Raw genomic sequence first — 25,939 nt, 5'->3', positions numbered from 1 at the left:
GCGCCCCGGGGGGCGATGGAGCTCGACGAGCGCAAAGCGGTGCGGAACGCGGGGCGGTCAGGCGCCAGCCGGCAGCAGCCGGCCCATCGTGAGCACGGTGGCGGCGACCAGGCCGTCCAGCACCGCCAAGCCGCGGGCCGGGACAGCAGGCCGCTGAGCAGCCGGGCTCCGTAGCCGGATGAAGGAGCAGTCTGTGCGCGAGCACCAGATTGTGGCGGGGGCCGCCTTGCCCCACGTGAATACCGGTTTCTGGGCCGTATTCGACAGACCGAGCGACGCGTTCGTGAGCTGCGGATCCAGCACCGGCCCACCCACTTCCGGAGGCCATCGCGGCACGCATGGAGTTGGATGAGCTGACGGGTCGCTCAGGCGATGCGCGTGGTGCGGTGGTGCACCTTTACGACGGACTCCGTCAGGACTGCTGCAGTTGGTTCGGTCCACATGACCGGAAGATACTCGACGCCTTTGAGGGCATCGCGCGCTGGATCGAGAGTACAGCGGGGTGTCGCCGCAGCCGTCGGCTCCTGCAAGACATCAGTTGAGACAGCCCCGGGACCGCAGTCTCCCATCGTTGTCATGGATCACCCATTGGAGCTGCGGCGGGCCTATCGGTAGGGTCGGGGTTGTCTTAGCGGAGTTTGGTGAACACGAAGGACACCGACTGGTGCTGGGCCAGCGCCAGAGTGAGCGCCCCGACGATCAGAGCGACGCCGAAGAGCTGCCACCACACGGAGATGCTGTTGAGGACGTTGACCAGCCGGACCCCGGCGGCGTTCAGCGCGCCGTGCAGGACCAGGATGCCCGCGAAGATCAGGATCGTCGTCTCCGGCGTGGGCGTCAGCCCCCACTGGAGACTGGCGAACGCGCCGACGAACAGGGCACAGCCGTAGTCGATGCCGGCGATGGCGCCGAGCAGACCCAGCAAGTTGAGCCAGCCGGTCACCCACGCCCAACGGGGCCCGCCGAGCCGGTGGGCCATGTAGTAGAGGCCGCCGGAGGTGGGGTAGGCGGACGTCACCTCGGCCAGGCACATCCCCAGAATTAAGGTCATGGCGCCGATGCCGACCCAGCCCCAGATCATCACGGCCGGGCCGCCGGTATTCATGCCGTAGCCGAACAGCGTCATGCCGCCGGCCAGGATGCAGATCACGCTGAAGCTGATCGCGAAATTGCCGAATCCTCCCATCCGGCGGGACAGTTCGGGCTGGTAGCCATGTGCGCGCAGTGCGGCATCATCGTCAAGGCGTGCATGGGCTCTACTCGGAGACAACGGAGAAATCCTCTGGTTGTAGGGGGCGGAGTGGTGTGCCAGGTATGGCCCGCATGAGGGCGGAGGTGCTCGACTGCTCATCGGCGACCGTTGCGGTCTCTGAGGGCTCTCTTGCGTGCGGAGCGGAAGTCGTCCATCCACCACGCGGGGTTCGTGCCGACGTGGGCCCACGGTGCGGGGTGGCGTAAGGGCCGATCGCGGTGAAGCTGGGTCGGGTCCTTGTCGGCCTTGGACCGGTTGGAGGTGGCGGAGACCGTGATGAGCGCGCGCGGGTCGTCCAGGTCGTTGGCGTAGGCCTCGCGCTCCTTGGGTGTCCAGGTGGAGGCGCCGGAGCGGGCAAGGGGAGAGGAGGAGGCCATGGCCCAACGGTCTGAACGGCGGGGCTTGACAACGATGTCGATCGGCGGCATCTATCTAGGTGACAGTGCGCGACAGCCGTACGGCCCCCGCCAACTCGCCGACGTCCGACGGATGTCTCTCGAGTGCCTGGATCAACTCGTCGGGTTCGGGGTGAAGGCAGTTGTCATCGCATGCAACACCGCCAGCGCCGCAGTGGTACGAGATGCCCGTGAACGCTACCAAGTCCCGGTGATCGAAGTGGTCGGATCGGCGAGTCGCATGGCGGCCTCCGCCACGAAGAACTTCCGCATCGGGGTGGTGTGCACCGAGGCCACACGTGTTTCCCGGGCCTACGAAGATTCCTTCGCTGCGGCTCCGCACATCAATCTCATCACCAAGGCGTGTCCACCGTTCGTGGACTTCGTCGAAGCGGGAGTGACAACTGGCCCGGAACTGGCTTCTGTCACGCAGCAGTATCTGACCCCGCTCGTCGAAGCGGACATCGACACGTTAATCCTCGGATGCACTCACTATCCGCTGATCAGCGAGGCGATCGCGGGAGTGATGGGTGAGCGCGTCGGCCTGGTCTCGAGTGCCGAGGCCGCTGCACACGACCTTGCGGCGTGCCTGAACCGCTTGGACCTCTGCCGTCCCATCTCCGCAGGACGGCCATCTCATCTTTTCCTGACGACCGGCGACGTCGAGTACTTCGAGGACATCGGCAGCCGCTTCCTGGGATTGCCTTTCCCTGGCGACGGTACCGGTGAGGCCAGCGAAGCCGTCTTCGCAGCAGCCACCCCCTGAACTTGCGGGCGGCAGCGGCGTTGAGTGTTTGAGAGGATCGCCTCATGGGTGAGATCATCTTGATGTCCGATCCTAAAGTCGCTGCCGTGCCGCTGCGGGAGTGCGGCGAGAGACTCGTGGATGTGCGCTGCAGCGGTCAGCTACTGATCGCCGGACGGAGGCGGGACAGGACCGGGGCGTTCGCCTATCTGCGCGAGCGGGTCTCGGAGCGGCTCCTTGAAGCCCAGCAGCGTCTGCCTGACGGCCTACGACTGCTCTTCGTCGAGGGATTCCGCCCGCCGGCTCTCCAACGGCACTACTTCGACCAGTACGCAGCCAGCCTGTGCGCTGCTCATCCTCACTGGTCCGCGCAACAGGTGCGTTCGGCAGCAAGCCGTTACGTGTCGCCCCCCGAGATCGCGCCGCACAGCGCCGGGGCAGCCGTTGACCTGACCCTCACGGACTCTGAAGGCCGTGAGCTCGATCTAGGCACGCGGCTTAACGCGAATCCGGAGGAGAGCGCGGGCGCCTGCTACACCGACGCCGACAACATCAGCGACGAGGCTCGCGCTCACCGACGGACTCTGGGAACTGCCCTGACTGCTGCTGGCCTGGTGAACTACCCGACAGAGTGGTGGCACTGGTCGTTCGGAGACCGGTATTGGGCCCTGGTCACGGAATCCGACGCGGCACTCTATGGTCCGCAGGAATGCGCTCCGGACCACAACCCGCAAGACCTCGCTTAGCTTGACTCTGCCGGGGATCTTGTAGTTTCCCGGTGCGGCAGCATGATCGGCGGGCATTCTCGGGGCGTTCTGAAGCTCCGTGCAAAAGGGGGGAGCACGAGGACATCATCAGCCCCGAACAGCTCATCCCCTACACCGCGGCCGAGATCCGCAAGCTCCTTACGCTCATCCACCCGCCGCCCCCACCCGAGCACGGTCGGGCCGCCCACGGACTGTGGTGGTCACGCTGGCGACGACATCACCAGGCCGACGCCAACGGGCATCATCGCAGACGCCGGACTCGCGAACTCGCCCTGAACTACAACTGAAGGGGCTGAGCCGGGTCGCATCCGGTCGTTGAATCTCGCCAGTTCAGAGGTCGCGCCCGATGCGGACTTCACGATGCGACCACTGTCATGTCACGAACGTGTCCTGAGCACGATCAAGAGGCAACGGGGACAACCACACCGACTCTCTGAGAGGACAGAGAGCCACACGGACGAACAGTCGCCCAGTTCACTCGCCCGCCCGCTCCCCAGGAGCGAGAGCCTCACGCAGAGGACAGATACCAGCATGCGTACTCGGAAGATCTCGGTACTGACCATGACCGCAGTGGCCCTCGGCCTGGCACTGACGGCATGCAACAACGACGGCGCCGGCAACGCGTCCCCTTCCGCAAGCAGCTCATCGGCATCGGCCACGAGCTCGGCCTCGGCCACGAGCACCCCGCAGTCCGACACTGCGAAGGGCAAGTCGTCGGGCACGCCCGCCAAGTCCGACACGAAGTGCACGGACCAGCTCAACTACGCCGGCGACCCGCGCTCCAACGCCGAGATCAACTCCATCGGCGAGGACACGGGCACGTGCCCGCCCGTCCAGAAGTCGCCGTCCGACACGAAGTGCACCGACCAGCTCAACTACGCCGGCGACTCCCGCTCCAACGCCGAGATCAACTCCATCGGTGCGCGCACGGGCACGTGCCCCGCGCCCCAGAAGTCCGACGGGGCGTCGGGTACGCCGAAGGATCCCGACACGAAGTGCACCGACCAGCTCAACTACGCCGGTGACCTGCGCTCCAACGCCGAGATCAACTCCATCGGCGAGGACACTGGCACGTGCCCGCCGGTCAAGCAGAAGTGAATTGCTGACCGTCCCTGAAAGAAGGAGCGCCGGGGCCTGCCAGCGGCTACAGTAGCGCCGCCAGGGCGCGGTCCATCGCGGCGTTGAACTCTTCCGGCGTCAGCGGCAGCCGGGACTTGACGTCCCGACTCCACTGGTCGGCGAGGACCTCGGCGGAGCCCGCCTCGACACCGTCGAGCGCCGCGTCGGCCAGGTCCGACGGCGCGATCTTGTCCACGGGCCAGTCCGCGGACATGTCGGTGTCGGCCAGACCGAGGTGCACCGCCGTCACAAGCGTGCCCTGCTCGGCGAGCTCCAGGCGGACGCCGTTGGTCATGGCCCAGGCGGCGGCCTTGGTCAGGTGGTAGGCATTGGCGCCCTTGCCCCCGAACCACGACATGGCGGAGAGGACGTTGACGATCGCGCCCCCGCCGTTCCTGGCGAGCGCCGGCGCGAACTCCCGAATCATTCCCAGGTGGCCGAACATGTTGGTCTCCAGCTCGTGCCGCACCGCGTCCAGCGAACCGGTCACCAGGTCGGTCCCCGTACTGATTCCCGCGTTGTTGATGAGTAGCGAGGCGTCCGGGGCGGCCTCGGCGGCGGCCCTCACAGATGCAGGATCGGCGATGTCGAGGGGCAGCACCTCGACCCCGGGCAGGTCCACGGTCTCCGGTCGGCGGGCCGTCGCGTAGACCTTGCGGGCGCCCCGTTCGAGCAGGCGCTGGGCGAAGGCGCGGCCTAGGCCGCGGTTGGCTCCGGTGACAAGGGCAACTGAGTTGTTGATATCCATGTCCGGTACGCTAAAACCTGACGTTGACGTCAGGGGCAAGTGCTGGTCGTCAGGACCGGGGTAAGAGGAATCACCATGACCGTCACGCAGGCCGCGGCCGAGCGGCTCATCCGCATCGGCGAGGTGGCGCGGGGCGCCGGCGTCTCGGTACGCGCCGTGCGCTACTACGAGCAGCAGGGACTGCTCATCGCGGAGCGCAGCCCATCCGGCCAGCGCCTCTACCGGCAGGACGCCGTCACCCTGGTGCGCTTCTTCCAGCAGATGTTCACCGCCGGCCTGACCAGCCGAACGATCGCGGAACTCCTTCCGTGCTGGGACTCCGGGCACACCGACGCCGAGCAACGAGCCATCCTGCGCGCCGAGCGCGACCGCATCCAGGCCAAGGTTGACGACCTGCAGGCCGCCCTGGACCGCCTCGACGAGGTCATCGCGATCACGGACACGCACCCGTAGGCGCGGTCGGTCGGACGGCGCACCAGCGATCTACGGCTGGAGTATTAGGAGGTAACGCGGAGCGTCAGGTCGCGAAGCTGGCGGCCGGTGGTAGTGATGTCGTATCGGCGCGCGTTATTGAGAGCCGCCTTGTTCAGGGCCTTGCGCTGGTGGAAGTCCCGGCCTATCTCGTCTAGGGCCACGGCCAGCGAGCGCGGGTCGCCAGGAGTGTAGGGGACGCCGGCGCTCCCGAGGATTTCCCTTACACCGGGAAGATCGGAGTAGATAACCGGAAGTCCGTGGGCTTGGGCCTCAATGAGGACGAGTCCGAAAGCCTCCAGACCTCTGGTTGTGAAGACGAAGGCGTCGAAGTTCGGCAGGCGGCGCCACAGTTCGGTGCGGGGCAGGAACGGATCAAAATGAACCCGGTCCCGGAGCCCGAGTTCGATGGCTCGCTGTTCCAGATGCTCCCGTAGGATTCCTTCGCCGATCACGGTCAAGTGGTGAGGCTGATCGGTTAAAGCGAGGGCTTCGACTGCGGTGATCGTGGATTTGTTGTCGTCCAGACGACCGGCGTGCACCAACGATAGCGGTCCGGTTCCAGTAGGTGGTTGATCGCGTACCCGGGCATCGCTCAAAGGGATGCCCCACGGGATGACGGTGAGTCGATCGGTGAATCGGCGTCGGGTGAGGCGGTCGATGCGGTCGGCGAGGGCGGAGGTCGGGGCGACGATTGCGGCGCTTGCGACAGCAACTTCATTCATGACCTCGCGTTCCGATGCGCTGCGCTCGGCCACCATCACGTCGGGGCCGTGGGCGATGGCGATGATCGGGATGTTGCCGGCAGTTCGGGTGAAGGCCAGGCTGAGAGCGAACCCGAGGTACTGGGCGTGAATGGCATTCGGCTGGATCTTCTTGATGAGCGCACCGACCTCACGCGTCAACTCGTCAACGTAGGGGTCGAAGTCCGGGCCGTGAGGGCGTTTCGTCGTGGAGAGGGTGATCAGCTGATCAAACGCAGCCTTCCAATCCTGATCGACCGGTGCCCTGCCCAGGAAGGTCGTGTGGAAATCAGTCATCGCGCCGTAGAGATCGTTGACGAGGATCATACTCCCGGACGAAGGCACGGCAGTGCGGTTGATGCCGGTCAATATGTTCAGGAATTTGGTGGTCATGCGGAAACTCCATTCATCGATAACCGTTGGGGGGAATCAGAGATCGGGCTTCCAGGGCCAACTCGACTCGTGAATCAGCGGTGGCGTTCTGCATCTCGCGCTGACGGGGTGGCGCCCACCACGACGCCAGGTGCGGCGTGAAGACGACCGTGACCTCCTCGGCCGGATGTAAATAGCCTTTGCTGTCCTTTTCTGCTGTCCACACCCTGACTGACGATCGGGGGTAGACGGGATTTATTCCAATTCTCTCCCTTGGGGAGGATTCCATTGAAGGGGGTGGGTATTCCCTCACTGTTCCAGTAGTCCCACGCCTCAAAAGCCTTGGCTTTCTCGAAGCAGTGGTACAACTGCCGATAGCGGGGCATGTATCGGATCTCGCGGAAGATCATCTGGCCGATCAGTCCAGGCGCGGCTTTCTGGATCGTACTGAGATCAGCGCCCTGGAAGGTGACCGATGCCGCGTCCTGGGATGGGTGCAGCGCGGTCCGGGTGAACAGGTGGGACAGTCGTCGCCGGACGTACTCGGCGACTCCCGGGCCGAGATCCGGTTCTATGCCTTCGATGAGCTGGACGAGCCGGTGATGGCGCGGATTGAAACGGGTCAGGTCGAACAACTGGTCCATGCCGTCCACGGCGGCGAAGGCGAGTCGTTTGTAGAGCCTGTTGTTCAGCTCTCCCGCCTGGGCATGGGTCTTGGTCTCCGGAGTAACGGAGTGGAGCATCAGGTATTCGGACAGAACCTCGAAGTACAGGTAGCCGAGGAACGGCACGTGGGCCACGGCGTCGGACAACTGGTCGATGAACTCGGGTGCCGGAGTGGCATGGCCGGCGGCGTTGCGCAGGGCGACGTCGAGGAACACGGCCGCAGCGCGCAGCCCGGCCAGCACGGCGCGGTCGAGCTGGTCGTTCTCGGCCGGGGTGAGGAAGCTCTGGTAGCGCAGGTAGGTACGCAGGTGGATGGTACCGAGATGCAGGTAGTCGACGCCTTTGGGCCGGATCGGGGCATCCGGGGTGACCTCGAAGATCATGGGTGTGATGGAGGGTTTCGTCCGCATCAGGTAGGCGCCGAGGTTGTGTGGGCGCAGTCCCTCGCGCTGACTGGCGAGAGGCGAGCAGTACAGGGCCCCGACCAGGCATCCGGTGGAGACGTGCAACTGCCGGCTGGTGCGGATGGCGTTGATGTCCTTGGTGGTGTGCAGCAGGTACATCGGCTTTCCGCTGACGAGCGCTTCGGTCATGGCGTTGTGTCGTATCAGCCAGCCGTTGGGGGTTGAGCCTGGATCCACCGGCTTGATGTCTGTGGACAGTTTCTCGGGGAACGAAGAAGTGCCTTGTGACCTGCGATGATGGGGTTTCTCTAGGACCACATCAGGCGCGATCAGCAAGGCACTTCCGAGATGCAATCTTCCCATGCCGCAGCGGCGGTCTCATCCGCGTTCGACGACCCGAACCTAATCGCGTACGGCGGCCTGGAGCCGGTGGTGCGGTTGGCCGAGCGGTGCGGTCTGCCCGCACTGGTCGGGGAGTACATCCGTCTGCCGGCCTCGAAGGACGGCACCGGTGCCTTCCCCGCGGCGAAAGTGATGTCGCTGGTGGGCGGCATGGTCGCGGGCGCCGACAGCATCGATGACATGCACCGGCTACGGCACGGCGCGATGGGCCGCCTGTTCTCCGGTGTGCGGGCCCCGTCCACGCTGGGGTCGTTTCTGCGTTCCTTCACGCACGGGCATGTGAAGCAATTGCACGCCGTGGCCCGCCGGTTCCTTCCCGAACTGGCCCGTCACGCCCCGCTGCTGCCCGGCGCGGACCAGGTCGCCTACGTGGACATCGATGACACCATCCGCCGCACCTACGGCTACGCCAAGCAGGGCACCGGTTACGGATACAGCAAGGTCAAGGGCCTGAACGCGCTGCTCGGCATCGTCTCCACACCCCTGGCCGCCCCGGTGATCGCCGCCACGAGGCTGCGCAAGGGACCATCGAACTCCGCGCGCGGGGCGGCAGCGTTCGTCGCCGAGACCATCCGCACCGCCCGCGCCTGCGGCGCGAATGGCCTGCTGGTGATGCGCGCGGACTCGGCGTTCTACGGCGCCGATGTCGTCAACTCCTGCCGGGCGCTGGGCGCGCGGTTCTCCATCACCGTGCGGATGAACGCTTCCGTCAAGGCCGCCATCGCCCGCATCGATGAGGACGCCTGGATGCCGATCAAGTACCCCAAGGCGGTCTGGGACGAGGAGGGCCAGTGCTGGATCTCCGACGCCGAGATAGCCGAGACCGGCTACACCGCCTTCACTTCCAAGCCGAAGAAGCAGCAGGTCACCGCCCGTCTGATCGTGCGCCGCGTCAAACGCCTGAGCACTGGCACCGTCCCCGCCGGACAGGGCACGCTGTTTGACACCTGGCGCTACCACGCCGCGTTCACCGACTCCCCGCTCTCCTTGAACGATGCCGAGCGTGATCACCGACGGCACGCTGTCGTCGAGCAGGTGATCGCGGATGTCAAGAACAGCGCCTTCGCCCACGCACCCTCCGGGCATTTCCAGGCCAATGCCGCGTGGCTCGCCCTGGCCGCCCTGGCGCACAACCTGACCCGCGCCGCTGGCGCACTGGCCGGCACGTTCCATGCCAGAGCGACCACCGCCACCATCCGTGACCACCTGATCAACGTGCCCGCCCGCCTGGCCCGCTCCGCCCGCCGCCTCACCCTGCACCTGCCCGAACGCTGGCCCTGGAGCACGGACTTCACCCAGCTCTTCAGCATCGTGCACGCGCCACCAGCCCCCTGACACTCCCCGACCGACCTGCCCGAAAGGGCCCGAGAACTGCGGAAAAGTGGAAAGGCTGGGCAGACCAGCGGCCGCCCCACGCCCGAATCCGCAACTCAGCCCCGACACGCCCTGCACGACCCCGAACCGATCACACCACAATCAAGCCGGTGGATCCGGGTTGAGCGTTCCAGGTGGTGGCGCCAGTCGCTCTCGCTTTCGGCCAGCGAGGCAGGAATTTGACGCTGCGCGGGCATGGTGTAGTCCGTGTGGGCGTGTTCCCATTCGTCGCGCAAGAGAACTCCTGGGGATGGAAGATCGGCAGCGGGGCGGGGGATTTCGAGAAGCTAAAGAGTTTCTACGTTCGGTCCGGAAAGGCGGTTTCGGCAGTCGAGAACGTAGGGCGCGTTCTTCTCGATCATCGCGAGGTCGAATCGGGTGTGGTCCATGAGGAGCACCACGGCATCAGCGGCCGCGACCTCCTCCGGGCTTGCATCCACCCAGGGCACGTTCAGCTTGGTGTCGTCGCCGTCCGGGATGTTGGGGTCGGCCCCGCGGACCTCGGCGCCGAGGTTGATGAGAAGTTCGGCGACCCGTGCCGAAGGTGAATTGCGAAGGTCGGTGGCGTTGTATTTGTAGGTCAGGCCGAGCAGCAGGATCCGGGATTCGCTGATGGTCATGCGGCGCTTGTCGAGTGCTTCCGTAAGACGCCGGACGACGTAGTCGGGCATGTGGCGGTTCACGTCGTCGGCGAGTTCCACGAATCGGAAAGGGGCGCCGAGCTCCTGCTGGACCTTCCAGGAGAGGAACAACGGGTCGACGGGCAGGCAGTGCCCGCCGACTCCCGGCCCCGGGGTGAACCGCGTGAATCCGAAGGGCTTGGTCGCGGCGGCGTCGATCGCCTCCCAGATGTTCACGCCGAGGGAAGCGGCCAGCATCGCCATCTCGTTGGCCATGGAGATGTTGACGAACCGGAAGATGTTCTCGATCAGCTTGGCCAGCTCGGCGACCCTGGTCCCGGACACCGGAACCGTGGTCTGAAAGATGGCGTCGTAGAAACCCTTGATCGCATCGAGTGATCTGGCGTCGATTCCGGACACCAATTTCGGCGTCCCGTCGAACGACCACCTCTTGTTTCCCGGAGCGATGCGTTCGGGACTGAATCCGGCCAGGAAGTCCACCCCGCCTTTGAGGCCCGAGGTCTTCTCCAGGATCGGCAGCAGCAGTTCCTCGGTGGTGCCGGGATAGGTCGTGGACTCCAGGACCACCGTCGCGCCGGGGCGAAGGTGCTCGCCCAGGGTCCGGGCGCAGGACTCGACGTAGGTCAGGTCGGGCACGCCGTCCCGCAGCGGGGTCGGCACGGTGATCACCGCGATGTCGAAGCCGGCCAGCGCAGCGGCGTCGGCGGTCGCGGAGTATGCCCCGGTGTCCAGGACCGCGCGGAGCCGGGAGGAGGCCACGTCCTCCACGTACGACTCACCGGCCGTGAGCTGCTCGATACGGTGCAGGTCCACGTCGTAGCCGACGACGCGATGACCCACCTCGGCGGCGCGCACGGCGAGCGGCAGCCCGACATAGCCCTGCCCGGCGATGATGACCTTCATGAACTGCTCCTTCGGCTGCGAGGGCGCTCGAATACAATCCGTGCTGGATACCGTCATTGCTGGTCGTGCTGGGAGGAGAGCCGTGCCGCTCGTGTCTGTCGTGATGCCTGTGCACAACTCGGCGGCGACGCTCGGCGCGTCGGTGCGCTCCGTGCTCGCACAGACCCACCCCGACGTGGAGCTGCTGGTCACCGACGACGCGTCCACCGACGGCTCCATGGACCTGCTGCAGGACCTGGCCCGCCGGGACGAGCGTGTGCGCCCGCAGGCGGCGCCCGAGCAGGGCGGCGCGGCCAGGGCCCGCAACCTCGCCCTGGCGCGAGCGCGGGGGGAGTACGTGGCGTTCCTGGACAGCGACGACATGTGGCTACCCGGCAAGGTGGAGCGGCAGCTCGCGTTCGCCGCCGACGGCGATGCTCCACTGACGTTCACCTCCTACTACAAGGTCGCTGGCGACTACACCGGTGAGGCTTGCGACTTCACGCCGAACGGGCGGGTGGTCGCGGCACGGGAGCGCGTGACGTACCGCGACATGCTGGTGCAGGACCACATCGGGGCCCTGACTGCTATGTACGACCGGACGGTGCTGGGCACGCGACTGATGCCGGACATGCCGAAGCGTCAGGACTACGCGCTGTGGCTGTCGATCATGAGAGATGGGCACCCCGCCCGGGGTCTGCAGGAACCGCTGGCGGTCTACAGGGCCGGCCGGGCGGGGTCGCTGTCCTCGAACAAGCTGGCGCTGGTGGAGCACAACTGGCGGCTGTACCGGGAGCACGAGCACCTGTCGGTGTTCCGGTCGACGCGGGCTCTGGCCGGGGCGACATGGCACTCGGTGCGGAAGTCGCACATCTAGCACCCGTTCGCGAGCCCGGGGAGCCCGGTGCCTGACCGTTTCCGGGTGGCGCCCGCCCCGTGGCCGTGCCGCGTGCTCGGCGGCTGGACCCGCAGGGGGGACTCGGCGTGTCACCGGTACCGTCTGCCGGCTACGCGGCCGAGCCAGCGCCGGCTCTCGCGCGCAGGAACAACTGGAGGAGCAGCCGCGTGTCGGTGACCGGGACGGTCTCCTGACCGCTGTGGAGCGCCTCCCGACCGTGCAGGAAGCGACGCTGGTTCACGATGAGGTAGTCCCCGGGCTGGAGCATGAAGGAGATCTGCCCCCGGACGAGCCAGGGCTTCGGCGTAGTCGCCGGGCGTCCGGTTCATGACGGTCCGCCAGGTTGGTCGGTCAGGGAGAGCGGAACAGGCACGGCTTCCAAGATCATGGAGTTCTCGACGCCCCGTGACCTGCCTGGAAGACCGTGCCTGCCGAAGCATCATCGCTGATCCCGCCTGCCCTTGACCAACTCCGCGAGCATCCAGAGGCCGCGCCGGAAGAAGTGCCCGGACTGCTGGGCCGCCTCGCCCAGGTGCCCGATCCGCGTGATCCCCGTGGAGTGCGCCACGCTCTGGTCGGCGTCCTTGCCCTGGTCGCCTGCGCGGTGCTGGCGGGGGCGACGTCGCTGCTGGCGGTCGGCGAATGGATCACCGACGCTCCGCCCCACGTGCTGGAACACGTCGGCGTGCGATTCGACCCCCTGTTCCCCAAACGGTGCCTGCCTGCGGAAACGACGGTCCGACGACTACTGGCCCGGATCGACGGCGACGCATTGGACCTGGCGGTCGGCCGCTGGCTCGCCGACCGCCGCCACCGAACCCGGGGCCGGCTGCGCGGCCTGGCGGTCGACGGCAAGAGCCTTCGCGGCGCGGCCAGGGCCAACGGCCGCAGGATCCACCTGCTCGCAGCCCTGGACCACACCACCGGCCTGGTCCTGGCCCAGCTGGACGTGCAGGAAAAGACGAACGAAATCACCTGCTTCCAGCCGTTGCTGGAGGCCATGGCCGACCTGGCCGGGGTGGTCGTCACCAGCGACGCCATGCACACCCAATGCGAGCACGCCGACTATCTCCTGGGCCGCGAAGCCCACTACATCGTGATCGTCAAGGGCAACCAGAAGAAGCTCCGCAAGCAGCTCAGATCCCTTCCGTGGACAGAGATCCCGCTGCAGGGCCGCGTGAAGGGCACCGGCCACGGACGCTCGGAGATCCGACGGATCAAGGCGGTCACGGTCAACAGCCTGCTCTTCCCCGGAGCCCGGCAGGCCGTCCAGATCAAACGCCGCCGCACCGACCGCAAGACCGGCAAGACCACCATCAAGACCGTCTACGCCGTCACCAGCCTCACCGCTGAGCAAGCCATCCCCGCCCAGCTGGCGACCCTGATCCGTGATCACTGGCAGATCGAAGCCCTGCACCACGTCAGAGACACCACGTTCGCCGAAGACGCCTCACAGCTGCGAACCGGCAACGCGCCCCGGGCGATGGCCACCTGGCGCAACCTCGCCATCGGCGCCCTACGGCTGGCCGGCGCGACCAGCATCGCCGCGGCGCTGCGACACAACGCCCGCAACGCGGACCGCCCGCTCGCCCTGCTCGGGCTCAAGTGATCACGAAACGGACGCCCGCCAACTACGCCGAAGCCCTGCCGGACGAGCTCCTCGGCGAGCTCCCTGGCGGCGTCGGCGTGCGTTTCGCCGAGCTCGGACCTCTTCAGCATCTTGGCGGTGAACCGGACGAACCCGCCCGGGTCGGAGCCGTTCAGGATCGGGAACGGCTTGTACTCCTCGCCGACGCCGTGCAGGTCGAAGAAGGTCCCGTAGTGGTAGGCCGTCTCGGCCAGGAGGGCGCGGCTGTTCTCCGACAGCCGCGCCACCGCCGCGTGGGCGTCGGAGAGGATGCTGGGGCCGCCGCCGAGCGGGTCGGGGCGGACGCACAGGAGCGTGGTGTAGTCCGGGGGCAGGGTCCCGTTCACCAGGTCCATGTGGAACGCGTTGTACCCGATGCCGCTGGACTTGCCGGGGTCCTTGTCGACCTTGACCCCGATGTCCTTCCACAGGGGCCACCGCGGGAAGGGCGAGAAGGGGACGGCCACCTCCGCCGCGAAGCCCGTCACCAGCCGCAGGAACCGGTCGGCGTCGGTCCCCAGCGCCTTGGCGAGGTTCCCGAGGCACAGCACGGCGTATCCGCCGCCCTCTCCGGTCAGCGCGTGGCGCAGCGTCGCGGCGGTTTCCTCGAACCGCGGGGTGGCCGTCAGCTCGGTCCGGTACTCCTCCATGGTGGACTGCGCCAGGAACGAACCGTCCAGCTTCCACGTCGGGAGAGAACGGTCGATCAGAGCGGCTTCGAGTTCGCTCGGGATGTCGATGAACACGCGGAGCCTCCTTCTCTCTTGGGGTTCTCGGGGTGTCGTTCGGGCGCTGCTGCTGTCGTCCGGGCGCCGAAGGCGGTCCGACGGCGGGTGGGTCTCGTCGGGCCGTGGGGCCTCGGGGTCGTGCCTGTCGCCAGGGTCGGGTCTGGCACAAGTTCCGTGAGCCGGTCACGCGTTGTAGTTGTTGATCTAGCTACGGGGCATGCGGAAGTCGCCTCGAAATCGCTCCTCGCACGGGTCGTATGGCTGACATTCGGTGGCCGTGAACGAGGTATTGTCCCGGCTGCACGAACTGTTGTTTCCATCGGTTCCCGGCGTCGCGGTCGTGGCCGTCCACACGGACGGCGAGGCGATACGTGTCGAGGTCCGGTGCACGCCCACCGGCGCCTCCTGCCCCGACTGCGCCTACTGGACGGAACGGATTCACAGCTCCTACCTGCCGTTTCCCGCAGACTTGCCCTGCTCCGGGCGGAGAGCGCAACTTGCGGTCAGCGCTGGCCGAGGGGTGCAGACGACTGGGCGTGAGCGGCGGTGTATTCGTTGATCCCGGCTTCGTGGTAGCCGAACATGCGGCCTCGCGTGGGCCAGTCATCGACGGGTGTAGAGGTACCCCAGCAGATAGTTCTCGGCTCCCACGGCGAGCCGAGCGGCTTACGCTGGCGGACCTTGGGATACCGCTCCGGATGTGCTTCCAGCTGCAGAATGACGATCAGTGCCTCGCCCCAGTTCCCGACGGTCACTTCCCCCGCTACGCGAACCCCGCCCACGGGCACCGCCAGCGGGCTCACGCCTGCGCCGGAGACCGGGGCTGAGCTGAGATCGAGGACGAGGCTCTGCTCGAGCAGACCGGGCTCCGCCAGACGCTGCGCAAGCGCCGCCCGCTCCCTGTCATCGGCGGATGTCTCCTGCACTGCTGCGTAGGCAGTCCGTCCGCGCGGGCGCCGGGGTACGTCCCAGGAGTCGAACTGCCGCCGCAGCCATCCGATTCCCACGCCGTAGTCACGGCAGAGCGCCGCCATAGACGCGCCCTCGTAGGTGTATCGGCGGACCACGGTCGCCTTCTGGGCGATAACTGCTGCGCGATTCTCTGAGACCTCGCGCTTGGTGCGGTGATTTGTCATCAGTCTGTCTCCCGGGCGGCCTCGAAGAGACCTGACGGCTGCGGGAATGGGGGCGGGGAATGAGGTCTGTCGGGTGCGTACCGCGGTGGACACCCGACAGACCGGGCCCGCGCCGGGGGCATGCAGGGGCTTCGAATTACTGAAGGAGGAAGAAGAGCGGCGGCCCGTTCGATGCCGCTGGGGACGGAGCTTTGGGAATGTCTGGGCGAGCGGGCCAGCTCCGCGAGGTCACCCATGTCCATGGCCGGTGCGGCCGCTGACGTCTGCTGCGCCGGCGTGAACTCCAAGGCGGCCATCAGACGGCAGGTTCCATCACTGCGGGCACGGTGAGAGAGCACCAGGTCTTCCTGCAGTCGGAGCTGACACCCCAGGAGCCGCTGTACTCGGAAGCGATGGCCGCAACGATCCACAGCCCCCGACCGCTCTCGGCATCCAGCTCCGGCGCTGCCAGCCGGGGACTCTCTCGCGAGCCGTCGTCGACCGTCAGCCGGACGGTCTGTCGCAGCCGCGCCGCGGCCGCGGAGCTCTGAGCGCGATCACCTGCTCCTGGGCGTACTGGTGGCCCTGCTCCTGGCGGCGGATCTTCTGCGCCGTCCGCTCGGAACCGGGCGGGTTCGCCGGTTCCTGAATGTAGTTGAGACGGAACCCGCACGCGAGGTGGCCGATGTGGTGGACTGACGTGGGCGTTCTCGTCGCCACGCAGCTGGAGCGGGGCCTCACGCCTTCAGGTGAACTTCGGGTGCGAAAACGTTCATTCACCCGATGTTGGGGGTGTTATGGGCAATTCTGGCAGCCGTCCAACGGAAGGCTTGCTCATGCGACGTCGCACGGTGATCGCCACTGCTCTTGTTTCCCTGTCGGCCGTTGGCGTGTCTGCGGCAGTGGCTGCGGGACCCGTGATGCCTGTCGCGGGGACGGTCACGTGGTGCTTGTCTTCAACGGCGGCTGAGCATCTGGCGGCTGACGGAGTTGTGATGGCGGCTGGTGCTCCGGCTGTGCTGGACTCTTCAGGACCGACCCCGTGCGTGCAGTGGCCGATGAAGGGCAAGATCAGTCTCGACCTGACCGAGGGGTCTTGGACGGCGGGTGGTGGCCTGACCTTCACCAGGGCCTCGGACGGGCGCAGTCTGCGCTTCACCGGGGCGCACGGTGACTTGGCGCGGCGGTCGATGCTGGTGGATGCGACGGTCGGAGATGAAGCGGCGCTGCCGGTTGATCTCTCCACGTACGAGCTCGACATGACGAAGATCACGGTCACTATGCCCTCCGTGAACTCGCCGGGCTCGGTTGAGGGCAGGCCGTTCAATACGACGCTCAAGCCGGACGGTGCGGCGGTGTTCTCTCGAGCGTTCGGCGCGTCGCTGGTTCCCACTGGGAGCGGCCTGGCCACGCTGGCGGGCCGTGTCGATGTGGTACCGGCGCTGGGCTGAATCGGATGTGGGGGGAGACTGGTGCCGGCCTTGTCAGTGCTGGTCTGCTGGGTGAGGTCCGGGCTGAGAAGACCGGCGCTGCGGTGCTGGCATGGGCGCGGGACTTGAGCGTGGTGGTTGACGCTTTTGAAGAAGGGCGTCTGCTTGCTATGCGGCTGGGGAAACTCGCTGAGCTGGCGGTGCCGGAGGCGAGCGACGCCGATCTGGAACTGACGGCGCAGTGGGCGGCATTCATCTGCCTGGTCGACGACCGGTTCGACCGCAGCCGGGTCGATATCCGGCCGGAAGAGGTCGCGTCGCTGTTCACCCGGCTGCTGAACGTGATCACTGGCGGCCCTGCCGGATCCGTCAGCGGGATTGAGCAGGCCCTGGATGATTTGTGGCGGCGTACGGCTCCGCGGATGTCCACTCAGTGGCGGGAGCGGTTCGTTGCCGACTACCGCGACTTCGCCCTGGCCATGCAGGAAGAGGCCGCCGGCCGCACCGACCGGGTCCCGATGGGGCTCAGCGACTACGTGCTGCGGCGTCGCAGGACCATCACCGCCCTGCCTCTGGCAGACATCCTGGAGTGCACCGCTGGCGCGCCCTGGCCCGGCCTGCCCATGGGGGAGGACCTCATGAGGGCCCTGCGGCGGGCCGTGGCTGATGTGGCCGGCTGGAGCAATGACCTGGTCTCGGAGGAGGATGACCTGCGGGAGGACCGCGACAACCTGGTGACGGTGCTGAGCCGTGAGCGCGGCTGCTCCCTGTCCTCGGCACGCGAGCAGGCCACGGCAATGCGCGATGGCCGTGTCAGGGATTTCCATGCCCTGGCCGCTTCGCTGGCGGCGATGACCCTTCCCGGAACTGAGCGGGAGGAAGTACGGCGTTACGTGGCGGCACTCGGGTCCTTTGTGGCCGCGACGCTGCACTGGCTTGGCGTCACCCATCGCTTCGATGCCCGTTGGGCGCCCCGGCCCGTGTGACCGACCTCGTTCGCCCCTTCACGCTCGACCGTGTTTCTCGTGCCATCCAAGGACTGTCCTACCGGTGAGACCCCCTGCCGCCAAGCAGCTCCCCCCGGCCTGGCTGTCGTCGTACTTCCCAGCAGCGCTGCCTGCCGGACGCAGACGTCTTTTGGTGCACGTGCTGAACCGGGTGGGAGCGGACGGTGCCGTGCGCGACGCCTGCCGCAGTCGGGTCCTCGAATCCGCGCTCGCCCTGGCGCTGGTGGAGCGGTGTGGATCTGGCCACCACGACGCGGGTACTCGCATCGTGAGCTACCTGGAGCGCCATCAGAACAGCGAAGACCTTATTGATACGACCGTAGCCGCCGCTGCCCTGGGCCGGGGCACCAGGCAGCCGGCGCGTCGCCAGGCCCTCGAGGACATTGTCAGCCGGGTACCGGACTTCACCGGATCACGCAAACGAGCCCTGGTGCAGGCCATCTTCACCATGCTGGGCGTGGCTACCGACCATGCCGACGTCGCTCCCCATGCTGTCGATGTGAGCGCGCTGCATCCCTGGGCTGCGGTGCAGACCGTTGCGGTGAACGCGATCCTGGGCCGGGCGGTAGGTGGAAATCGCGCTGGCGGGGAGGATGTCACTCGGCTGGCATCCACCCAACGTCCGGGAAGGGTGTGGGAGGGAAACCTCTTCATTCACCTGTCAGTCCTGCATGCCCTGGTGGACGTCCCCGGTATGGAGAGCGTCGTCGATGCCGGCCTGAGTACTGCCCTCAGGCATCAGCGGGAGGACGGCGGCCTGCCCTTCGTCACGGACACCGACACGTGGAGCACCGTCGTCGTGGGTCTGGCTCTGGGCAGTGCCGGCGCACCGCGTGAGGTGATGCACCGCATCGCCCGGCACCTTGTGCGTGTTCAGCACGCGAACGGCGGCTGGTCGTACACCGACCACGCTGAGCTCTCCGACACGGACTGCACCACGGTCGCAGTCGAGTTCTTGCATCAGCTGGACCCGGTCGCCTACCGCGACCCGATTGAGCGTGCCCTGGACGCACTGGTCGCGGTCCGCGGCGCCGACGGCGGATTCCCCACCTACGGAGCGGGCACTCCCTCCGAGGCGTGCATGACCGCCGCCGCGATCAACGCGCTCAGCACCCAAGACCGCCACCGTCACCTCATCCAGCCTGCTCTGCGCTTTCTCGCCGACCGTCAGGTGCCTGACGGCTCCTTTCCCCCCGGCTGGAGCAGCAGTCGCCTGCACACCCTCTTCAGGGCCTACCTCGCCACCCACCACTGGCAGGCCTCTCTGACTGTCCAGGACATGAGCGGTCGGATCGCCGGTCTGGTGCAGAGCACACAGAACGCGGACGGCGGCTTCGGACAGAGGGACGGCGCCTCAAGCGATGCCATCAGCACCGCCTACGCCCTGATCATCCTGGCCGGACAGCGCGACCCTGCTCCCGCTGCGCACGCCACTGGCTACCTGCTCACGCAGCAGCGTCCCGACGGCAGCATCATCTCCGTTCCCGACATGCTCGGCCCGCGTCCTTTCCCGTATCACGTCCCCGTATTGACCGACGCGTTCACTCTTCTCGCCCTGGGCCACCTCACCCCTCGTATCCGGCCATCACGCATTGCCGTGCCGGGCCGCCAGGACAGCAATGCGCAACTCGCCCAGAGGACAGCCCCATGAGTCCGCGCTCCAAACCGGCTTCCCCGCCCGGGCACGTATGCCTGGCCACGGGATGTGCAGCGGGCATCGACTGGCCCCTGCCCGTAGCCGGGAGCCACGTGCACGGATGCGACAAGTCCCCGACCAATCTCGACCGAGCCGCTGCCGACCGTCTGGAAGGGACCGAGCGGACCGCCGCCCGGGACCACCTCATCCAAGCCGGGCCAACCTACGTCTCCTTCGCCCAACGCTCGGGACACTTCCAGCCGATTCTCCGGCTCACACCGGCCTGACCTGACCTCTGTCCCCCCACCGAACCACCACCGCGGAGAACCCCGTGACCGTGCCCCTGCGTCCCACGCCCATGGACCTGACCATGCACGACATGGCCCAGGTCTATCCCACGATCTCCCAGACCATCGGAGTGATCCTCCACCTGGAAGGAACCACTCCAACCCTCAGCGAACTCCGCGCCTATGGCGGCTCCCACCTGAAAGACCAACCGCGCCTGACCCACTACCTCCACGGCCCCGGACTCAAAGCCCGCTGGCACCACGACCCAGCCCCCGACCTTAACCACCGCGTCCGCGAACAGCACCTCCCATCAGGCGACCAGCACCTCGATACAGCCCTGACCGGTCTCGTCGCGCACCCCTTGCCCGCCGAGGGCCCGCTGTGGGACATCTGGCTGCTGGCCGGGTACGCCCCGGGGCGTTATGCCATCTGCCTGCGAGCGCACCACAGCACCCAGGACGGTATGGGCCTGATCAGTACCCTGACCGCTCTGTTCGGCACCGCACCCGCGCCCACCACGCACCCAGCGCTCCGGGCAGGCGCCGCGGCCTACCTGAGCACCGTGCGCGGCATGCTCACCGCAAGCGCCATCAACAACGCCTGGAACGACACCGAACTGTCCCTGACCGGCCACCGCGATATCAACTGGGCGGATGTCCCCACCCAGCGGCTGCGGCAAGCCGCCACCGCCCGCGGCGGCGACACGAACGACGGCTTCCTGGCCGCCCTCAGCGGAGCCCTGCGCACATGGGCAGCACAATCCTGGCCCCGCGGCGCCGACAGGCCGCTCCCAGCGATCACGATGGTCAACCTGCGCCGGACCGAGGACCACGACCGGCCGGGAAACTACTTCACCTTCGCACCCGCGCCCCTGCCCTGCCACGAGCCGACAGCCGAAGGCCGCCTCGACCACGTCATCGCCGCCACCCGCACCACGAAAGACCCGGCCCGCCACAAGGCCATGCGCTCCGTGATGGACCTCGTCCCCGCACGCGCCTTCCATGCTCTGGCAACCCGGCTGACCACACCCGACCGGGCCACCATCAGCACGTCCTACCTCGCCGTCCACCGGCCGTTGCACTACAAACAGGACCCCGTCACCCGCCTCCAGCCCTTCACCTGGCTCCCCCGGCACCAGCCGGCATCGATCGTGGCCTGCAGCTACAACGGAACCACCAGCATCTGCTTCGTCACCGACGCCGCCCTCCCCGGCCTGAACCAGCTGCCCCGTCTGTTCCACGACGCCGTGGGCGACCTCCCGCGCTCTGACGACGACCCGCAGGCGGGCAGCCGAGCGGAGCAACTTCCCCACGCCGGCGTAACGCTCCCCGTACCTGCCGCTGCCTGTGATACCGCAGTCGTCATCGATTTTGACTTCATCAAAGGCATCCTGGTCCACCAGGGGAACCTGCCGGCCGAATCAATCACGCGCCAGGCGACGCAGGAGGAAGCCGGCATCGACTCCCTGGCGGTGACCGAGCTGTCCATGATTCTCGAAGAGCGCCTAGGCGTCGTGATCACCGAAAACGAGCTGGCGAAGCCGACCACCATGGACGACCTGGTCAGCCTCGTAGCTCAACGGACAGCATCATCCCCCGACCGCGAGAGTCCGCAAGAGCAGGGTCTCCACCCCCAGACAGAACGACCACACGCAGTGCCCGAGGCGTAGGCGCGCCCCGGCTCCCCAGTCAACAGCGCCGGTCATCACCGGCCGCAGCGGCAGCACGCCAGCGACAGCGGGATCACAACGAGCAGCCGGTCAGTCCGCAATTCCGAAGGCATCCCCTCCGCTGACGGTGACGCCAACGAGCAAGCACAGAGAAGACAAACCGTTGATCTTTGCACGTAAAGCCATGCCTCCGTCGCCAGCGCCTGCCGCGCGGTTGATCGGCCTGGGGTCCTATCTGCCCCCACTGAAAGTGAGCAACGCCGACCTTGCAGCACGCCTGGACACGACAGATGAATGGATCCGCACCCGTATCGGTATTGCCGAGCGACACATCGCCGATCCGGCGACTGCCACCAGTAACCTGGCCGTGGAGGCAGGACTCCGGGCAATGAAATCGGCGGAGCTCGAGCACGTCGACGCCGTCATCCTGGCCACCGCCACTCCGGACCATCACGTTCCTGGCACCGCACCGGTGGTGGCCCACCAACTCGGCCTGTGCCAAGTGCCTGCCTTCGACCTCGGTGCAGGATGCTCGGGCTTCGTCTACGCAACGACTGTCGCAGCGGGACTCATCCACGCGGGAACCGTCGGCACCGTACTGGTCATCGGAGCGGAGAAGATGTCGGCCGTCATCGACCCCGCCGACCGATCCACCGCGCCGATCTTCGGCGACGGGGCGGGTGCAGTCGTACTCACAGCCGGACACGCCGACGAACCCGGAGCCCTCGGACCAGCCGCATGGGGCAGCGACGGCGAGCACGCAGACGCCATCGTCATCCCCGGCGGCGGGTCCCGGAGCCCCTCACGTACCACTGCCGACCTGGAGAATCTCTACGTACGCATGAAAGGAAACGAGGTATTCCGTCACGCGGTGCGCCGCATCACTCACGTGACTCAAGAGGCAGCCACCGCAGCAGGATGGGCCGCCCAGGACATTGACAGGCTGATCGTCCACCAAGCAAACGCACGCATCAGCGCAGCAGTGGCCAACGCCCTGGGAATTCCGGCCGAACGCGTACCGTCCAACATCGCCCGAGTCGGCAATACTTCTGCAGCTTCGATCCCCCTGCTGCTAAGTCACGCCGCGATCGACGGGCAGCTGGAAGCCAGGCAACGAGTCGTCGTGACCTCCTTCGGCGCAGGCTTCACCTGGGCGGCCACCACTCTGCTGTGGCCCATTGGCCTCCAGGCTCTCGCCTGAGCGCCTATTGCACTCACCAGTGACGGGTTCGTTGCTCTGGTAGCGTCGCCAACCAGGCGGCAGCACGCGCCAACTGTCTGCAGAAGCGGTGGTGGCCGCCGTGGCGCACGTCCCGCGCGCCGACGTCGTGCAGGGCCTCCGCCAGCCACGCCCGGCCCGGCTCGCCCGCGCCACGAGGGCGAGCACCGAGGGTGACCAGGCGCCGCTCCACCCCGCCGCGGCCGCGCTCGCTGTTGCGGACCTTGGACATCGCACGGTCGGAAGCGCGCGAGTTCGCCGATCAGACAACCGGTCAGTCTGTGCCCGTACCTGAGGACGGCCAACCTGGTCGAGGCGCTTCGTCGGCTACCGGCGCCCCGCTTCGCTGTGCCCTTGGCCGAGGCATTCGGGGAGTTCCAATACGCGACTCCACCATGAGGCCGCTCCAAGGCCGACATGCTTGAGGCCCTGGACCAGGAGAAAGGCCTGGCCCTGGCCGAGACGCTCACCGAGGCCGACGAGCGCATCGCGGCCGGTGAAACGGTCAGCAGCTCAGCCGCCGACCGCTACCGCACTGCGGCCGCCGAGTTCTCCCATCGCTACGCCGGGACCTACCTCGGCAAACGCGAGCTGCGCGCGCTGGTCGCCAACCCCCGACTCCAGGTTTACGAAGACCCGAAGGCCTTCCTGGCCTGCAACCACGACGCCTTCACCGCACTGTGCAACCCGGAACCGCGGCCGCCCCCGCGGCGCCGGCCAGAGCACCCCCGACCACTCCCGCTGCAACCCGGCCTGCCCCAACATCAGCCTTGCCCAGGCTCACCTGATGGCTGGCGTCATCCAGGTGCTGGAGATCGAAAATGACCGCCTCAAAGAGACGAACACGGCCCTGGAACGGCAGGTGGACCAACGCAGGAGTGTCCGACCTCGCCAGTCGACGGCCGCCGCCGTAGGCCGTGCGCCCAGCGTAAGGAGGGAGCGGGGCCACTCGTGTATGCCCGCATCCGAAATATCCTGTTCGATCCCTGCGACCTGGGCTTCTTTCGGCCGTCTCATTCGTGGGCCATGACATCCATTGGGCGTGTACGAAACTTGGCTCTGACTTGATTTTCGTAGCGGGTGATCGTCCCGTTGACCCGAAGATCAGTTGAGCAGGATGCGCTGGCGGAGGAGGGCGAAGCCGGCTCGTCCGTAGGTCTGGCGCTTGAGGAGCTTGGTCTTGTTGTTGATGCCCTCGGTGGCTCCGTTGCTGTAGGGCAGGTCGAGACCGGCTTGAACGGCGTCTTGGTCCTTCTGAAGGCCGCGGACGAAGGCGTGCAGGGCGGGGAGGTCGTCGCCGTTCACGGCCTCGATCCATTCGGCCAGGGCCGCGTGCCCGGTGGTGGGATGTTCGTGGTGGGCCAGTAGCTTGGCGAAAGCGGTGACGTGGCTGGTCAAGGCGGTCATCTCGGGGCAGACGGCGGTGAGTTTGTCGCGGTGGGTCCCCGGCTCATCGGCCAGGTGGTCGGGGTCGGTCATGATCCAGGAGGTGAGGCGGCGGACGGACGGGTCGGCCAAAGACTCCTCGGCCCGGCCCTGTTCGAGGTAGCGGACTAGCAGGTTCGGGCTGCCGGTGTAGCCCAGTACGCGGATCTCCGCGAGGAGGGTGGTGGTGGCCACCGGACCGGCCGCGCGGCGAGTCCGCAGGTGGTCGCGGTAGGGATCGACCAGGCAGCGCCGGTACTGAGGGGGCCGGATCAGCTGCGCGGGGTCACCGACGCGGGCGTACCGTTTGACGGTGTTCAGCGCGAGGCCCAGGCGTCGGCCGGTCTCGCACAGACTCACCCCGGTCTCGAGTGAGGCGTGCACGGCGGCATGGGTCTGCAGGACACGCGCGTTGCGCGACCCGGGCGTCGCCTCGGGGGGCACCGCGCGCCAGCACGCGGCGTGCGCGGCCACCGTCTTCTCCACCGCGGCGGCGAGGTTGTGCCACAGGTGCCATCGGTCGCTGACCTGCACCGCGTCGGGGGCTCCCTGACGGATGCCCTCGGCGTAGCCGGCCGAGCCGTCCCGGCATACGACCTCCACCCCGGGGTGTGCACGCAGCCAGGCGGTCAGCGTCTCGGCGGTGCGGTCGGCCAGTACGTCGACGCGGGCGTGGGTGATCACGTCGATCAGGACGGTGGCGTAGCGGTGACCGCGCCGTAGCGCGAAATCATCGACTCCCAGCACCTGCGGAACCGGCAGGACGGGGAGCGGAAGTGCCATCAGCATGGTCAGCAACGTGCTGCAACTGACCAGTTGATGCAGGTGAGGCAGTAATCGGACGGCGGTCTTGCCGACGAGCGCCGCCGCGACAGCACTCAGCAGTTGCTGCAGGGCAGGGGTGCGTCGCTGGTAGCGCACGGTCAGTCCATCGACCTGCTCCACGAACGTGGTCTTCGAACACCCGGGGTTCTCGCAGTACAGGCGGCGGACCGAGAGGTCGACCGTGACCGGCCGGCCCCCGACCGCCTCGTCAGCGACATGCCGTTCGTACCGGCTGTGCACCCAGTCCGATAACCAGCCACAGCCCGAACACGCCACCGCGACACCGTCCCGGGTCCGGGCCATAATCTGGATCAGATCCCCGCCAGCCTGCACTTCCCGTACCTGCACCGCGGCCAGCTGCGGCAGCAGGACCTCCAACTCGAGGGCATACACCCACCAGTCTGCGCCCAGGGCAGGGAGAACCACGACGGGTTCGATCACCCGCTACGAAAATCAAGTCAGAGCCCGAAACTTTGTGTAAGTCCTCGACTTTCACTTGGTGTTGAGCCGGTTCTCGAAGAACAGTGAGAACTGGTTCAGTGCCTTCTTCCAGTGTGGCGCGACGTGGTTGACGTCGCGCGCTCTGGGGGTGATCTGCTCGCGGACGGCGAGGTAGAGCACCTTCAACGCGGCCTGCTCGGAGGGGAAGTGTCCGCGGTTGCGGGTGGCCTTCCGCAGCCGTGCGTTGATCGACTCGATCAGATTCGTCGAGTAGACGACCTTCCTTATCTCCGGCGGGAAGGCGAGGTAGGGGGTGAATTCGCTCCACGCGGCCTGCCAGAGGACACAGCACAGTGCCCCTGTTCGTGATGTTTCTGCAGATTCGCTGATGGTCACCCATCCGTTCCACCCGTGGTCGGGGCGCCGGGTGCGGGTGTGTCGGTCGGTGCGTCGCGGGGGCGGGCTCGTCTTCGTGTGCACGGCCGGTGACGGGATGACGGTGACGCTGCCGCAGGCGTGGACGGATCGCGTCCCGGTTCCGGGTGAGAACCGGCTCGCCGCTGACGGGCTCGGCGCGCTGTCTGCGCTGGTGAATGCCCTGATGAGCCGTTGCGGCGAGCCGGGCGGCGGAGGACCGTCGTGAGGGGCAG

Annotated in this window: 24 protein-coding genes and 3 pseudogenes; 14 read left to right on the top strand and 13 right to left on the bottom strand. The window is 67.2% G+C overall.

Features of this window, described 5'->3' with window-relative positions; genetic code table 11:
- Nucleotides 1–57 precede the first annotated feature (57 nt).
- The 3 genes and pseudogenes from FNV62_RS07300 to FNV62_RS57940 form a co-directional block, all read right to left on the bottom strand.
- Nucleotides 58–303, bottom strand: coding sequence for a hypothetical protein (locus FNV62_RS07300; RefSeq protein WP_143600376.1), 246 nt, complete (start codon nt 301–303; stop codon nt 58–60).
- A gap of 334 nt (nt 304–637) precedes the next feature.
- Nucleotides 638–1,351 (bottom strand): annotated as a pseudogene (locus tag FNV62_RS07295) (amino acid permease); the annotation flags it as partial.
- Nucleotides 1,348–1,629, bottom strand: coding sequence for a hypothetical protein (locus tag FNV62_RS57940; RefSeq protein ID WP_143600375.1), 282 nt, complete (start codon nt 1,627–1,629; stop codon nt 1,348–1,350). The pseudogene FNV62_RS07295 and the gene FNV62_RS57940, both read right to left, overlap by 4 nt.
- On the opposite strand from FNV62_RS57940, the gene murI reads away from it, so the two are divergent.
- The 3 genes from murI (at nt 1,628) to FNV62_RS07275 (ending at nt 4,257) form a co-directional block, all read left to right on the top strand.
- The gene (gene murI / locus FNV62_RS07285) at nt 1,628–2,413 is read left to right on the top strand and encodes a glutamate racemase (protein WP_143600374.1); all 786 of its coding nucleotides are present in this window, start codon (nt 1,628–1,630) and stop codon (nt 2,411–2,413) included. The two genes, FNV62_RS57940 and murI, sit on opposite strands and share 2 nt — an antisense overlap.
- Before the next feature lie 44 nt (nt 2,414–2,457).
- Nucleotides 2,458–3,138 carry a M15 family metallopeptidase gene (locus FNV62_RS07280; RefSeq protein ID WP_143600373.1) on the top strand — a complete coding sequence of 227 codons (681 nt, stop codon included), beginning with the start codon at nt 2,458–2,460 and terminating at the stop codon, nt 3,136–3,138.
- Nucleotides 3,139–3,690: 552 nt separating this feature from the next.
- Nucleotides 3,691–4,257 (top strand): hypothetical protein, encoded by a 567-nt coding sequence (locus FNV62_RS07275; RefSeq protein ID WP_143600371.1) that lies wholly within the window; start codon nt 3,691–3,693, stop codon nt 4,255–4,257.
- A 46-nt stretch (nt 4,258–4,303) separates the two neighbouring features.
- Here FNV62_RS07275 and FNV62_RS07270 read toward each other — a convergent pair whose 3' ends face one another.
- Nucleotides 4,304–5,026, bottom strand: a complete 723-nt coding sequence (locus FNV62_RS07270) for an SDR family oxidoreductase (RefSeq protein ID WP_143600370.1) — start codon at nt 5,024–5,026, stop codon at nt 4,304–4,306.
- A 75-nt stretch (nt 5,027–5,101) separates the two neighbouring features.
- Here FNV62_RS07270 and FNV62_RS07265 point away from each other — a divergent pair, with 75 nt between their 5' ends.
- Nucleotides 5,102–5,479: a MerR family transcriptional regulator gene (locus FNV62_RS07265; RefSeq protein ID WP_143600369.1), complete on the top strand. Its 378-nt coding sequence runs from the start codon at nt 5,102–5,104 to the stop codon at nt 5,477–5,479.
- A gap of 44 nt (nt 5,480–5,523) precedes the next feature.
- On the opposite strand, the gene FNV62_RS07260 is transcribed toward FNV62_RS07265, so the two are convergent.
- Both FNV62_RS07260 and FNV62_RS07255 read right to left on the bottom strand, forming a co-directional pair.
- Nucleotides 5,524–6,633 carry a glycosyltransferase family 4 protein gene (locus FNV62_RS07260; protein ID WP_143600368.1) on the bottom strand — a complete coding sequence of 370 codons (1,110 nt, stop codon included), beginning with the start codon at nt 6,631–6,633 and terminating at the stop codon, nt 5,524–5,526.
- Between the two features lie 74 nt (nt 6,634–6,707).
- Nucleotides 6,708–7,871 (bottom strand): hypothetical protein, encoded by a 1,164-nt coding sequence (locus FNV62_RS07255; RefSeq protein ID WP_144314872.1) that lies wholly within the window; start codon nt 7,869–7,871, stop codon nt 6,708–6,710.
- A 159-nt stretch (nt 7,872–8,030) separates the two neighbouring features.
- Here FNV62_RS07255 and FNV62_RS07250 point away from each other — a divergent pair, with 159 nt between their 5' ends.
- The gene (locus FNV62_RS07250; RefSeq protein WP_144314448.1) at nt 8,031–9,419 is read left to right on the top strand and encodes an IS1380 family transposase; all 1,389 of its coding nucleotides are present in this window, start codon (nt 8,031–8,033) and stop codon (nt 9,417–9,419) included.
- Nucleotides 9,420–9,745: 326 nt separating this feature from the next.
- Here FNV62_RS07250 and FNV62_RS07245 read toward each other — a convergent pair whose 3' ends face one another.
- On the bottom strand, nt 9,746–11,002 hold the full coding sequence (locus tag FNV62_RS07245; RefSeq protein ID WP_143605229.1) for a nucleotide sugar dehydrogenase: 1,257 nt from the start codon (nt 11,000–11,002) through the stop codon (nt 9,746–9,748).
- A gap of 82 nt (nt 11,003–11,084) precedes the next feature.
- Here FNV62_RS07245 and FNV62_RS07240 point away from each other — a divergent pair, with 82 nt between their 5' ends.
- Complete coding sequence (locus FNV62_RS07240) at nt 11,085–11,858, top strand: glycosyltransferase family 2 protein (RefSeq protein WP_143600366.1); 774 nt, start codon at nt 11,085–11,087, stop codon at nt 11,856–11,858.
- Nucleotides 11,859–11,988: 130 nt separating this feature from the next.
- Here the strand turns inward: FNV62_RS07240 and FNV62_RS07235 are convergent, their stop codons facing one another.
- Nucleotides 11,989–12,147: a hypothetical protein gene (locus tag FNV62_RS07235; RefSeq protein ID WP_143600365.1), complete on the bottom strand. Its 159-nt coding sequence runs from the start codon at nt 12,145–12,147 to the stop codon at nt 11,989–11,991.
- Between the two features lie 156 nt (nt 12,148–12,303).
- Here FNV62_RS07235 and FNV62_RS07230 point away from each other — a divergent pair.
- Nucleotides 12,304–13,329: pseudogene (locus FNV62_RS07230) on the top strand (ISAs1 family transposase); the annotation flags it as partial.
- Between the two features lie 320 nt (nt 13,330–13,649).
- Here FNV62_RS07230 and FNV62_RS07225 read toward each other — a convergent pair.
- From FNV62_RS07225 to FNV62_RS07215, 3 genes and pseudogenes are all read right to left on the bottom strand, one after another.
- A pseudogene (locus FNV62_RS07225) lies at nt 13,650–14,156 on the bottom strand (TauD/TfdA family dioxygenase); the annotation flags it as partial.
- 581 nt (nt 14,157–14,737) lie between these two features.
- A complete protein-coding gene (locus tag FNV62_RS07220) occupies nt 14,738–15,370 on the bottom strand; it encodes a DUF6302 family protein (protein ID WP_143600363.1) in 633 nt (210 codons plus the stop codon).
- A gap of 483 nt (nt 15,371–15,853) precedes the next feature.
- The gene (locus tag FNV62_RS07215) at nt 15,854–16,069 is read right to left on the bottom strand and encodes a hypothetical protein (RefSeq protein WP_144314871.1); all 216 of its coding nucleotides are present in this window, start codon (nt 16,067–16,069) and stop codon (nt 15,854–15,856) included.
- A gap of 338 nt (nt 16,070–16,407) precedes the next feature.
- Between FNV62_RS07215 and FNV62_RS07210 the strand changes: the two genes are divergently transcribed.
- The 6 genes from FNV62_RS07210 to FNV62_RS07185 all read left to right on the top strand — a co-directional run bounded on the left by FNV62_RS07210 (nt 16,408) and on the right by FNV62_RS07185 (nt 23,423).
- Nucleotides 16,408–16,800: a hypothetical protein gene (locus FNV62_RS07210; protein WP_144314869.1), complete on the top strand. Its 393-nt coding sequence runs from the start codon at nt 16,408–16,410 to the stop codon at nt 16,798–16,800.
- 110 nt (nt 16,801–16,910) lie between these two features.
- Nucleotides 16,911–17,765, top strand: coding sequence for a terpene synthase family protein (locus FNV62_RS07205; RefSeq protein WP_144314867.1), 855 nt, complete (start codon nt 16,911–16,913; stop codon nt 17,763–17,765).
- Nucleotides 17,766–17,919: 154 nt separating this feature from the next.
- A complete protein-coding gene (locus FNV62_RS07200; protein ID WP_164657620.1) occupies nt 17,920–19,437 on the top strand; it encodes a prenyltransferase/squalene oxidase repeat-containing protein in 1,518 nt (505 codons plus the stop codon).
- A 316-nt stretch (nt 19,438–19,753) separates the two neighbouring features.
- Nucleotides 19,754–21,379 (top strand): wax ester/triacylglycerol synthase domain-containing protein, encoded by a 1,626-nt coding sequence (locus FNV62_RS07195; protein WP_144314863.1) that lies wholly within the window; start codon nt 19,754–19,756, stop codon nt 21,377–21,379.
- 163 nt (nt 21,380–21,542) lie between these two features.
- Nucleotides 21,543–22,580: a beta-ketoacyl-ACP synthase III gene (locus FNV62_RS07190; RefSeq protein WP_316738814.1), complete on the top strand. Its 1,038-nt coding sequence runs from the start codon at nt 21,543–21,545 to the stop codon at nt 22,578–22,580.
- Nucleotides 22,581–23,015: 435 nt separating this feature from the next.
- A complete protein-coding gene (locus FNV62_RS07185) occupies nt 23,016–23,423 on the top strand; it encodes a hypothetical protein (protein WP_143600356.1) in 408 nt (135 codons plus the stop codon).
- A 279-nt stretch (nt 23,424–23,702) separates the two neighbouring features.
- Here the strand turns inward: FNV62_RS07185 and FNV62_RS07180 are convergent, their stop codons facing one another.
- Complete coding sequence (locus FNV62_RS07180) at nt 23,703–25,217, bottom strand: ISL3 family transposase (protein ID WP_143651897.1); 1,515 nt, start codon at nt 25,215–25,217, stop codon at nt 23,703–23,705.
- Between the two features lie 123 nt (nt 25,218–25,340).
- On the bottom strand, nt 25,341–25,685 hold the full coding sequence (locus FNV62_RS07175; protein ID WP_375336692.1) for a transposase: 345 nt from the start codon (nt 25,683–25,685) through the stop codon (nt 25,341–25,343).
- Here FNV62_RS07175 and FNV62_RS07170 point away from each other — a divergent pair.
- Entirely contained in the window at nt 25,678–25,932 is a 255-nt protein-coding gene (locus FNV62_RS07170) for a DUF5372 family protein (RefSeq protein ID WP_164331618.1), read from the top strand. The genes FNV62_RS07175 and FNV62_RS07170 overlap by 8 nt on opposite strands.
- The last annotated feature ends 7 nt before the right edge of the window (nt 25,933–25,939 follow it).

The organism is Streptomyces sp. RLB3-17, assembly GCF_007113425.2.
GTDB lineage: Bacteria > Actinomycetota > Actinomycetes > Streptomycetales > Streptomycetaceae > Streptomyces > Streptomyces mirabilis_D.
The sequence above is the reverse complement of the archived record's forward strand: the minus strand, read 5'-3'. Positions and strand labels throughout refer to the sequence as shown.

Bases quoted from the DNA above. Each gene is read 5' to 3' on its own strand.
- murI (WP_143600374.1), top strand. From the start codon at position 1,628: ATGGCCCAACGGTCTGAACGGCGGGGCTTGACAACGATGTCGATCGGC.
- FNV62_RS57940 (WP_143600375.1), bottom strand. From the start codon at position 1,629: ATGGCCTCCTCCTCTCCCCTTGCCCGCTCCGGCGCCTCCACCTGGACA.
- FNV62_RS07280 (WP_143600373.1), top strand. From the start codon at position 2,458: ATGGGTGAGATCATCTTGATGTCCGATCCTAAAGTCGCTGCCGTGCCG.
- FNV62_RS07275 (WP_143600371.1), top strand. From the start codon at position 3,691: ATGCGTACTCGGAAGATCTCGGTACTGACCATGACCGCAGTGGCCCTC.
- FNV62_RS07270 (WP_143600370.1), bottom strand. From the start codon at position 5,026: ATGGATATCAACAACTCAGTTGCCCTTGTCACCGGAGCCAACCGCGGC.
- FNV62_RS07265 (WP_143600369.1), top strand. From the start codon at position 5,102: ATGACCGTCACGCAGGCCGCGGCCGAGCGGCTCATCCGCATCGGCGAG.
- FNV62_RS07260 (WP_143600368.1), bottom strand. From the start codon at position 6,633: ATGACCACCAAATTCCTGAACATATTGACCGGCATCAACCGCACTGCC.
- FNV62_RS07255 (WP_144314872.1), bottom strand. From the start codon at position 7,871: ATGACCGAAGCGCTCGTCAGCGGAAAGCCGATGTACCTGCTGCACACC.
- FNV62_RS07250 (WP_144314448.1), top strand. From the start codon at position 8,031: ATGCAATCTTCCCATGCCGCAGCGGCGGTCTCATCCGCGTTCGACGAC.
- FNV62_RS07245 (WP_143605229.1), bottom strand. From the start codon at position 11,002: ATGAAGGTCATCATCGCCGGGCAGGGCTATGTCGGGCTGCCGCTCGCC.
- FNV62_RS07235 (WP_143600365.1), bottom strand. From the start codon at position 12,147: ATGCTCCAGCCCGGGGACTACCTCATCGTGAACCAGCGTCGCTTCCTG.
- FNV62_RS07220 (WP_143600363.1), bottom strand. From the start codon at position 15,370: ATGACAAATCACCGCACCAAGCGCGAGGTCTCAGAGAATCGCGCAGCA.
- FNV62_RS07210 (WP_144314869.1), top strand. From the start codon at position 16,408: ATGAAGGGCAAGATCAGTCTCGACCTGACCGAGGGGTCTTGGACGGCG.
- FNV62_RS07185 (WP_143600356.1), top strand. From the start codon at position 23,016: ATGCTTGAGGCCCTGGACCAGGAGAAAGGCCTGGCCCTGGCCGAGACG.
- FNV62_RS07170 (WP_164331618.1), top strand. From the start codon at position 25,678: ATGGTCACCCATCCGTTCCACCCGTGGTCGGGGCGCCGGGTGCGGGTG.